This is a genomic window from Sediminispirochaeta bajacaliforniensis DSM 16054, assembly GCF_000378205.1.
Taxonomy (GTDB): Bacteria; Spirochaetota; Spirochaetia; order DSM-16054; family Sediminispirochaetaceae; genus Sediminispirochaeta; species Sediminispirochaeta bajacaliforniensis.
Window position 1 is genome coordinate 221,148 of sequence record NZ_KB899410.1, and the last position, 9,010, is coordinate 230,157.

The following is a 9,010-nucleotide window of genomic DNA, read 5'->3' on the forward strand; positions in this document are numbered from 1 at the left end:
CTTGCAGCTCTTACAGAGACGAGAGAAATAACACTAACGCGACCGGTGGTTTTCACCGAAACTAACTAAAGGAAGCATATGCCCGAAATCCAGGATATTGAACAGTTCAAATCCAATTTTCTCGTTGTCGGTAATGAACCCTCTATCCTTGCCGGGAAAGGAGAGAAGGTCCGGGATGTCACTCCTCCTGAGTCGGGCTTGAGTGAGGATCTTTCTCTTCTTCTCGACGAGGTTGATCAGGAACTCGGTATCGAATCCGGGCAGGAGGATGATCGTGCCCGGACCTCAGAAGGGCCTGCTGAGATTCCCCTCGATATCGAAGAGGCGGCTGAGGCCTCAGAGGAGACGCCTGACCTTGATGATTTTTTAGCTTCCTTTGACGAACAGGCCGCCGGGATGGATGAGGATTTCTTTGACGAAGAGGTTCCGGAGGCCGGTGGACCCGCCGCAGAGGTGGAGGGACCGGAGGAAGAGCCGACGCCGTGGGAGCCTGAAGCAGAGGAAACTGAATCTGCGGAAGAACAAGAGCCTGAGGAGCTTGAAAGCCCCTTCGAACTCGAAGAACTCGAGTTGCCGGAGATGGACGAGGATCTCTTTGCCGAAGAGACTTCGGAGATCGGTGAGCCTGCCGGAGAGGAAGAAGCGGCGGAAGAAGAGCCGACGCCGTGGGAGCCTGAAGCAGAGGAAACTGAATCTGCGGAAGAACAGGAGCCTGAGGAACTTGAAAGCTCCTTCGAACTTGAGGAACCCGAGGAACTCGAGTTGCCGGAGATGGACGAGGATCTCTTTACCGAAGAGGCTTCGGCGCTCGGAGAGCCCGCCGCAACTGAAGAGGAGTCTTCCCCTGATGCCTTTTCACTGCCCGACATCGACGAAGGGGGCGAAGAATTTGAGCTGCCCGATTTCGGCAATGTCAGCGACGGGGAAGAGGCTGAAGAGCTCCAGGAGATCGGTGACGAGGATTTCGAGTTAGATGAGTTCAGTCTGGGTGATCTCGGGCAAGATTTCGATGTTTTGGAAGAGACTCCTGAGACACCGGGATTCGATCTCGAAGGTCCCTCGGCCGAAGCAGGTGAGCTCTTCGAAACCGCTGTTCAAGAGATTTCCCTGGAAGATAAGGATTTCGATCACGTCAAAGAGCATCTCGGTTCTTTGCCTCTCAACCTGAAGTTGCTCATCGAGGAGCAGATCGGTGAGGCGGAACTTTCCGGTAACGAACTCAAACAGCTCTTGGAGAGTCTGAAAAGCGGTCGTTCTCCGAAAGATATCGCAAATCTCGTTGGAAAAATCACTGGCAAACGGGTCAAAATCCCTCGGGAGTATGAAAAGCGTACCGGTACGGCCTTTGAAGAGGAGCGGGATTCCTTTTCCTATCGCTTCAGGCGAAATGTTCTGCCCGTTATCAGAACAGCGCTGCTGACGGCAGCCGCCTTTGCTCTGGTCATCTTTCTTTCCTATCGTTTTATCTACCGACCGGTGAAGGCTTATACCCTTTACCAGAAAGGCTACAAGCATCTGAGTACCGAGGAATACCCTCAGTCCGGCAGCTATTTCGATCAGGCCACGGACATCTGGCCGATGAAGGGCCAGTTCTACCGTTATGGTGAAGGCTACAGGAGCGCCGGTCAGTGGCCCCGTGCCGAGGCCATCTACGAGCGACTTCTTTCCCGTTATCGCTTGGACAAGCAGGGAACCCTTGCCTATGCACGAATGGAATATGAGGATCTTGCCAATTATCCCAAAGCCACATCCATTCTCAAAACCTTTCTTTCCGATGAAGAGCATATAGATGATTACGATGCGCTTCTTCTTTCCAGCGACATCAACCTTGAATGGGGCAAGGATGATCCGAGCAAGCTGGAGGATGCCCGCTTTGCCCTTGCCACCTTGATGAACAATTACGGGATCCAGGACGAATTCCTCTTTCGTATGCTGCGCTATTTTATTCGGACCGACAACCTTCAGGAGGTTGAAACCCTCAGACGTCGCTTTCAGGCCGAACCGAAGCTGGAGGTGGACGCGGCAGCCTATGCCGAACTGGGAGGATATCTTTTGGATAAGGGGCATATCGACGAGGTTCGTGAGGTCCTTTTTCGGGCAAAGGAGCAGGAACCGAGGCTGCCGGAGGTCCACTACAACCTTGCACGTTTTTTCGATACAGTCGACGATACAGTCGAGGAAGAAAAGGCCCTGATCAATAGCATTGAGCTCATGTCCGCACTACCGATCTTAAACGGCGACAGACACTTCATGTTTATGGACAGCTACCGCCGCATTGGGGAGATCCATTTCGCCCGGTCGGAATTTTTGGAGGCCGAATCCGCCTATGACAAAGGCATTGCCCTCTATGAGTCGGCACGGGCACGGGGCATTATGCCTGTAAAACAAGAGGCGGGAATCCTCTACTCGGACAGGGCGGATATCCCTTACTATGTCGGCGGAGACCTTGATCTCGCCCTCGATTACCTGAAAAAGGCGAAGGCAAATCGCTATGCCGAACCGAAGGTCGACTACAAAATCGGCTACATCTACTACCGGAAGGAGGAGTATCGGAAGGCTCTCCTGAATTTCTCCTCCGCGACCGAGGGCTTCAGCTCCAATGACGTCCTTAACTTCGCCATTGCAAACACCCTCTACCGGCGCAACAATCTGCAGGCCGCCGAAGGTTATTATCGAAGCATCGTCGACCATCTTAACGATCGGAGGCAAAGCCTTGAAAACTTCATGCCCGAAGAGCGAAGTTCCCATCGCGCCGTGGTGGAAAACCTGATACGGGCCGACAACAACCTCGCCGTTACCCTCTATCAAATGTATAAACGGACAGCGAGAGGAAGTTTTTATACCGATTCCCTCCGTTATCTCAGTAGTGCCAACGAACTTTTTGAAAACGAACATCGCGATCCGGAATCACTGGTGAGAACGGAATTGAAGAATCTCGCGTTTCTCAATCAGCAAGGCATGGTGTACCCCAACAGCGATTACGATCCCCAAATCTATCCGGAAATCCCCAAGGACCCCGAATCGCTCTTCTTCGCCGACTAAGCCGGCGGCTATTCTGGCTATTCTACGTCGACCATCCAGCCGAAACGATCCTCAATCTTGCCGTACTGGATCCCCTTCAGTGTCTTGAGCAGGGAGCGTGAAAGCTCTCCCATCTCGCCGTTGCCGAAACATGCGGTTTTGCCCTTCATGGTGATCGACTCAAGATGGCTCAGACCCGCTGCAGTACCGGAGACGAAACACTCCTTGGCGTCCTCCATGGCCTCATCGATGGATATCTTCCTCTCTTCGGTCTTCACACCGAGGATATCGGAAGCAATCTTCAGAATCGAAGAGCGGGTGATGCCGGGAAGGATCGTATCACCCAAGGCCGGTGTCACCAGGGTATCGTTCTTCAAGAGGAAGAAGATGTTACAGGAAGAGCCCTCCTCAACGTACCGATGCTCCGCCGCATCGAGGAAAACCGTCTCCATGTAGCCCGCAGCCTCGGCCGCCTTTTTCTCCAGGATGGGAACCACATAGTTGGAGTCGCACTTGATCCAACCCGTTCCTCCGGGGAAGGCCCGTACCTTTTCCGAAACCACTGCCTTACTGCTTCCCGGGGCAAAGTAAGCACCAACCGGTGTCGAGACAATAACAACGAAGGGATGCTTTGCAATCCCAAGCCCAATAGCAGGTTCGGAGTAAGAAAAAGGCCGAAGGTAGACCGATTCACCGCTGCTAAAGTCATCCCGTTCCCAGGCCGAATCGTAGCCCGGCGCAAAGCCGAGTTTTTTGTTGCGAGCCACGACCTGCCGCGAGGCCTCGACAAAACGCTCCTGGGGGAAGGGAGGCATCATGAGCCCCTTCATCGAGCGGTAAAATCTGGCGGCATTTTGGTCCGGGCGAAACAGTTTGAGCCGACCATCCTTCTGCGGAAAGGCCTTCATTCCCTCAAAGCAGCCCATCCCGTATTGGGTCGTATAGTTGACCAGTGGGAGGTCGGGAAAGCTGTTTCGCTTCGCCAGCAACTCCTCCCTGTGCGTTTCATCAAGCGCCGCCTCCTCCGCGGGACTTTTGTGGGGTTTCTCGACATACTCCTCGGCCCACTCCTCTGCAAACCGGGCGACATAGACCCAGGGGTAGATCGAAAGCGTGAATCCTTTTGCCATTTCATCCTCCTCTATTGTGTATTCTTTTGGGCGCAACCCCGAACCGACGGTTCGGGGTACGGGCTTTCCGCTGCGGCGCTTCGCCTCCGGTATTCCGGTGCGGCCTACGGGCTCACTCCCGATCGCCCTGCCGCACCGCCGTCGGCTCCAGGGCCTTCGCTGCAATCCCTTGCGCGTTCCGATAGATAGAATCATTCTATTCCCCACCCGGCGACCGGTCAAGAAAGCCTTCCTTGTCGACGAAGAGAGAATCGTTCATAATGGGAAAAAAGCGGTATGGAGGAGATGATGAGTACAACAGAAACCACCAGTGTCGACAACGTCTGCATTCTTGCAGGAGGATCGGGAACCAGGCTCTGGCCAGCCAGCAACTCCGGGAGACCGAAGCAATTCATACCTGTCCATGAAGGAAAGAGCCTTCTTTTGCTTACCGTTGAACGTGCCCTTGCACTGGGAACGGGCGATCTCTTCATCGTCACCCTGGACGAACAGATCGACAGCGTAGCCGAAGAGTGTGCAAAGCTTTCCGTCGGCAAAGAGCGCATCAAACTGGTGGCCGAGCCCGCACCGCGAAATACTGCTCCCGCAATAGCTGCAGCGGCAAGCATCCTTCGCAACAATCACCGATCCGATGAAACCATGGCGGTCCTGCCCTCCGATCATCTTATCACCCCAACCGAAGCTTTTGCCGCTGATATGAAAGCCGCCGCATCTTTGGCTTCACGTGGTTTTCTCGTTACCTTTGGCATCCATCCCTCACGGCCCGAAACCGGCTACGGCTATATCGAGGCTGGCGAGGCGGTTGAGGGAGGGCGTCTTGTTCGCCGTTTCCGCGAGAAGCCCGACCTCCGGACTGCCGAAGCATTTTGCCGTTCCGGAGACTTTTTCTGGAACAGCGGCATGTTTTGTTTTCGTATCGATCGCTTTTTTGAAGAACTTGAGACAGGCAGGGAAGATATCGCCGGGGTCTTCTCGTCGATAACGGTTCGTGAACCGTCGCAGCGGCTTTCCGGTATGGATCTGTTCTTTCGCGATCCCGAAGTGAAAGCAGCCTACGGTCGTAGCCCCAGGGAATCGGTCGATTATGCCGTGATGGAAAAATGCCGTCGGACTGCGATGGTTGAGGCTTCTTTTACTTGGAACGATATCGGCAGTTGGGATGAGCTTTCCCAGGTCATTGACAACGACCTTGAACTCTCCGGACAAGAGCGTGGAAAGGCCATTGCAATCGATAGCAAGGGGTGCTTTGTCCATTCGGATCTTCCTGTGGCCCTTTGCGGGGTCGACGACCTTATCGTGGTACAAGAGAACGGTGTTTTGCTGGTTTGCAAAAAAGGAGAAGGACAACTTGTCAAAAAGGCTGTGGAGGCTTTTCGCGAGAAAGGGCTTAATCGGTTTTTGTAGGTTTCTATAGTGTCCGGAATCCTGGTGATTTCCAGGCTTCTGGACAGAAATGCTACTCTTTCGTAAGGGCCTCGGCACTTTCCAGTGCTATCTCACGTATCCTTACGGCAATCTCCACGCCGAGACGCCGTGCATCTTCTCCAAAGGGAGCAAGGGTTCGGTAGTATTGTCCCTCCTTTTCGAAGAGATCATGCAGCTCTTTTTCCGTCCCTTCGAGAGAAAGCAGTATTTGTCTGCTTCGAAAACGCTCGTCGGCAACAAAAAGAAGCGTGGAACGAATGCGGGAAAAGAGCTCTGCCTCTTTATGGAAGAGTTTTGTCATCGATGTAAAGGTCTTCTTATCGATCCTCTCCAGCATTGGTCCTGTTCCCTTTTGTCCGCCGTCCGAATCCTCTTTTTCGGCCAGGGTTGCATATCCCTGGCCGACCTTTCTCAGGATATCTCGGAGCCGGTAGGCGAAATTTTCCTTCAACGCTCCCCGTTTCTCTTCGGGAATGGAGGCGAGCAGCTCTTTCAGCTTCTCCATCTCCTGGTGATACTGCTTCAGCTGAAGCAGTATCATCTTCCCTGCAGCCTCCTGCCGCTTTTCCGGGGCTTCGGCAAAGAGCCGCTGGACGGCTCTAAGGAGCTCGGTCGGGTTGGATGGTGCAAAAACGTCCGATTTTCCTGATGGAGTTTCGCCTTCTTTTGTTTTTTGCTCTGCTTCTGTTAGCCTGCCGGAGGCGATTCTTCGCTGCTGAAGGGATGCCCAGATCCCCCCTGCCGTGGTAGCGGCTCCGTCCATTACCGAATCGAGCCCCCGCGAATCGTAGGCGAGGGAAGCCAGAGGGGCAAGGACCCTTCTGAGGACGCTTGTTTTGTATTCTATGATCCCCTCTTCGACGCTGGAACGAAGCTCATCCGCTTCCCTTTGCAGAAGGGATGCGGAAAGTCCTGCCGCCTTGGCTGCTGCGACGGGGTCGGTGGATACTTCCCGTAGATCAAACCAGTCGCCGGATATTCGGTGTTCCAGCTCACTGTTCACCCGAGCTTCTCCAGAAGCCAGCAGATATTCTCACCCAGTCGCCGCATGGTTTTCAGCCCCTCTTCATCTGCCTCGGCATCGCCGATGGCTCTGGCAATCCCCACATTCCAGTAACTCGACCCCGGGACGACCATATCGTTGATAAAGAAGAATTGGTTGATGCTCATAAGGGTGTGGGTATGGCCGGCACGCCTGGCAACGGCGATCCCCGCACCGATTTTGCGCGTGAGGGGATTCTCCGCCATCCCCCGCAGGGCATAACCGGCTCGATCTATCAGGGCCTTTACCTCCGGAGTCATGTCTGAAAAATAAACCGGCGAGGCGATAATGATCGCATCAGCCTTTTTCATGGCCTCGATCCAGCTGTTCATCGGATCATCGTCGTATATGCATCTTCCGTCGCCTGTTTTCCTGCAGTTCAGACAGGCTGTACAGCCCCGTACCATATGGCCGCCGATCTGCACCTTTTCGGCCTCGTGCCCCTTGTTCCGAATGGGCTCAAGGGCCGCGTCGATGTAACGGCTGGTGTTTCCTCCTTTACGGGGACTTCCGTTAAATGCAACAATTCTCATACAATACTCCTCATTTTTCTCAGTGTATCATAGTTTTTCCCCCTCTGTCCCCAAGGCTCCGGCCGGAAAATTCATGGAAAGGGGCATATATGTACTTTACTTTCTTCTGTATCCTACTTATTATTCGGCCATCGGCTGAAATTATGCATGTATCCATTGTAATATTCGCCGACTGTATTATGATAATAATAGCCGCAGTGGCGGCCCAGCCGGGTATCCGGCTGTAATTCCAAAGAAGGAGATTTCACATGAAGAAGTTTCTTGTTGTGATGATCACCCTGACGATGTTCGCGCCTATGCTGATGGCGGACGATGCCAAGGTGCTCCCAAAAGGAGTCCTGAGGACCTACCTGATACCTGCCTATTCCTTCGGTGATCAGAAATTCGATGGTGACGGCGATAAGGTCGACGGAGCCGAGATGAAGCTTTTCAATCTAAGCCTTGCTGCAGAGTATGGCCTCAACGATTTTGTCACCGTGGCACTCCAGTGGGCTCCCGGCTACAACCTCTACGGTACCACCGATGCATTTGATGATAGTCCATATGTCACCGGTGATGCTTCCGTTACCGGTCCCTTTGAACTCTTTGCCGGGACAAAGGTCCAGGTTATCGGCCCCAAGGCCCCGGTCCTGAGCGAGAAGGTCCGCCTTGCCGTTGCCGCCGGTCTGATCATTCCCATGGCCTTCGGCTATGATGCCGAAGATGAAGTAACAAATGCCTCATCCGGTAAGGACTTTCAAATCCTGGCTTCCGAGAACAACTTCGGTTTGGGAACCAGGTTTTATGCCGATTATATCCTCACCAAAGAGTTCTACGTAAACTTCTATAACGAGTTCAAGTACTACTTTTCGCCGGTGGACAGTGATAAATCATTACAGGCAACGATGGCAGGAGTCGATGAAGTGGATTACGGTTATAACTTGATCTTTGAGCTTGAACCCCACTTTGACAAGCCTATCGCGGACGGGCTTATCTTCGAAGCGAGCCTCCCTGTCACCTATGAGATGGCCCCTGAAACCGAGTACGACGGCGTCGGCCAGGATGACGCTTCCAAGTCCCTGACCCTTACCCCCGGAGTAGGCCTTTTTGTTACCAAAAGCCTTATCCCGGTTGAACTTTCTTTGGACTATGAGCTTCCTCTCTGGGGAGAAAATAGCCTTGCTCTTCAGTCCGTTATCTTCAAGCTTAAGGCCTACATGAAGTTCTGACGTTCCGCAGAGACTGCTTTGTACATCCCGCCGGTGCCAGCCGGCGGGTTTTTTTATATAGGCAGACTGGAGCATGCCGGGTAAGTAGCGATGCCATATCGTAATTAGTCTTATCATATTGTAGGTTTTTATGGAAAAAAGCTGCCGATTCCCGTAAAAGTTCTGACGTTCCGCAGGGACTGCTTCCGGGTAATCCCTACCGGTGCCAGCCGGATTGGGAGGAAGGCTCATCCTGCCGAGAACCGACAGCATCGAAAGCAAGGCTTAAAACATGGCTTTGACCTTGAGTTGAAGGTAACTGCTCTCGTCGAACTGTCCGAGCCTTCCGTCATCATCCCCGCCAAAGAACCTCGCCTCGGCGGAAAACTCAAACTCCCCATTGGGTGCAAGGGTTATCACCGGCCCTATCATCCAATCCTCGTCTTCAATCTCATAGATCCCCTTCGCCTCGATGCTCACCTTCTCGTGATTGAAGGTGTCGGAGATCTTGCAGACAATCAAATTACTCGAGTAATCGTCGTCACTGTCATACTCAATATCCCCGCTTGAAATCTCATCGTTGTTCAGGATGTAACTGCCGGTCGCCTGCATATTCAGGTTGATGTTGTGCAGCGGCAGGTCCCGGTCGAAGCCCACCAGATAGTTCAGCGA

General features: G+C 53.3%; 7 protein-coding genes and 1 pseudogene. 4 read left to right on the plus strand and 4 right to left on the minus strand.

The genetic code is table 11. The features are described 5' to 3' along the window. The first annotated feature begins 78 nt into the window (after nucleotides 1-78). Complete coding sequence (gene flcA, locus F459_RS0106655) at nucleotides 79-3,042, plus strand: periplasmic flagellar collar protein FlcA (RefSeq protein ID WP_020611961.1); 2,964 nt, start codon at nucleotides 79-81, stop codon at nucleotides 3,040-3,042. A gap of 17 nt (nucleotides 3,043-3,059) precedes the next feature. On the opposite strand, the gene ilvE is transcribed toward flcA, so the two are convergent. Then, nucleotides 3,060-4,151, minus strand: coding sequence for a branched-chain-amino-acid transaminase (gene ilvE, locus F459_RS0106660; RefSeq protein ID WP_026294929.1), 1,092 nt, complete (start codon nucleotides 4,149-4,151; stop codon nucleotides 3,060-3,062). On the opposite strand from ilvE, the gene F459_RS23915 reads away from it, so the two are divergent. Continuing rightward, nucleotides 4,135-4,440: a hypothetical protein gene (locus tag F459_RS23915; protein WP_154651641.1), complete on the plus strand. Its 306-nt coding sequence runs from the start codon at nucleotides 4,135-4,137 to the stop codon at nucleotides 4,438-4,440. The genes ilvE and F459_RS23915 overlap by 17 nt on opposite strands. Beyond that, nucleotides 4,440-5,555 (plus strand): mannose-1-phosphate guanylyltransferase, encoded by a 1,116-nt coding sequence (locus F459_RS0106665; protein ID WP_020611963.1) that lies wholly within the window; start codon nucleotides 4,440-4,442, stop codon nucleotides 5,553-5,555. The genes F459_RS23915 and F459_RS0106665 overlap by 1 nt, the downstream gene beginning before the upstream one ends. A gap of 52 nt (nucleotides 5,556-5,607) precedes the next feature. Here F459_RS0106665 and F459_RS0106670 read toward each other — a convergent pair whose 3' ends face one another. Both F459_RS0106670 and F459_RS0106675 read right to left on the minus strand, forming a co-directional pair. Further along, nucleotides 5,608-6,579, minus strand: a complete 972-nt coding sequence (locus F459_RS0106670) for a hypothetical protein (protein WP_020611964.1) — start codon at nucleotides 6,577-6,579, stop codon at nucleotides 5,608-5,610. Beyond that, nucleotides 6,576-7,151 (minus strand): flavodoxin family protein, encoded by a 576-nt coding sequence (locus F459_RS0106675; RefSeq protein ID WP_020611965.1) that lies wholly within the window; start codon nucleotides 7,149-7,151, stop codon nucleotides 6,576-6,578. Before F459_RS0106675 ends, F459_RS0106670 begins: the two co-directional genes overlap by 4 nt. Nucleotides 7,152-7,399: 248 nt before the next feature. On the opposite strand from F459_RS0106675, the gene F459_RS0106685 reads away from it, so the two are divergent. Continuing rightward, a complete protein-coding gene (locus F459_RS0106685) occupies nucleotides 7,400-8,359 on the plus strand; it encodes a hypothetical protein (RefSeq protein ID WP_020611967.1) in 960 nt (319 codons plus the stop codon). Nucleotides 8,360-8,623: 264 nt separating this feature from the next. On the opposite strand, the pseudogene F459_RS24100 reads toward F459_RS0106685, so the two are convergent. Beyond that, nucleotides 8,624-9,010 (minus strand): annotated as a pseudogene (locus F459_RS24100) (hypothetical protein); the annotation flags it as partial.

Coding starts and splice junctions, on each gene's coding strand:
- ilvE (WP_026294929.1), bottom strand. CDS start 4,151: ATGGCAAAAGGATTCACGCTTTCGATCTACCCCTGGGTCTATGTCGCC.
- flcA (WP_020611961.1), top strand. CDS start 79: ATGCCCGAAATCCAGGATATTGAACAGTTCAAATCCAATTTTCTCGTT.
- F459_RS0106685 (WP_020611967.1), top strand. CDS start 7,400: ATGAAGAAGTTTCTTGTTGTGATGATCACCCTGACGATGTTCGCGCCT.
- F459_RS0106675 (WP_020611965.1), bottom strand. CDS start 7,151: ATGAGAATTGTTGCATTTAACGGAAGTCCCCGTAAAGGAGGAAACACC.
- F459_RS0106665 (WP_020611963.1), top strand. CDS start 4,440: ATGAGTACAACAGAAACCACCAGTGTCGACAACGTCTGCATTCTTGCA.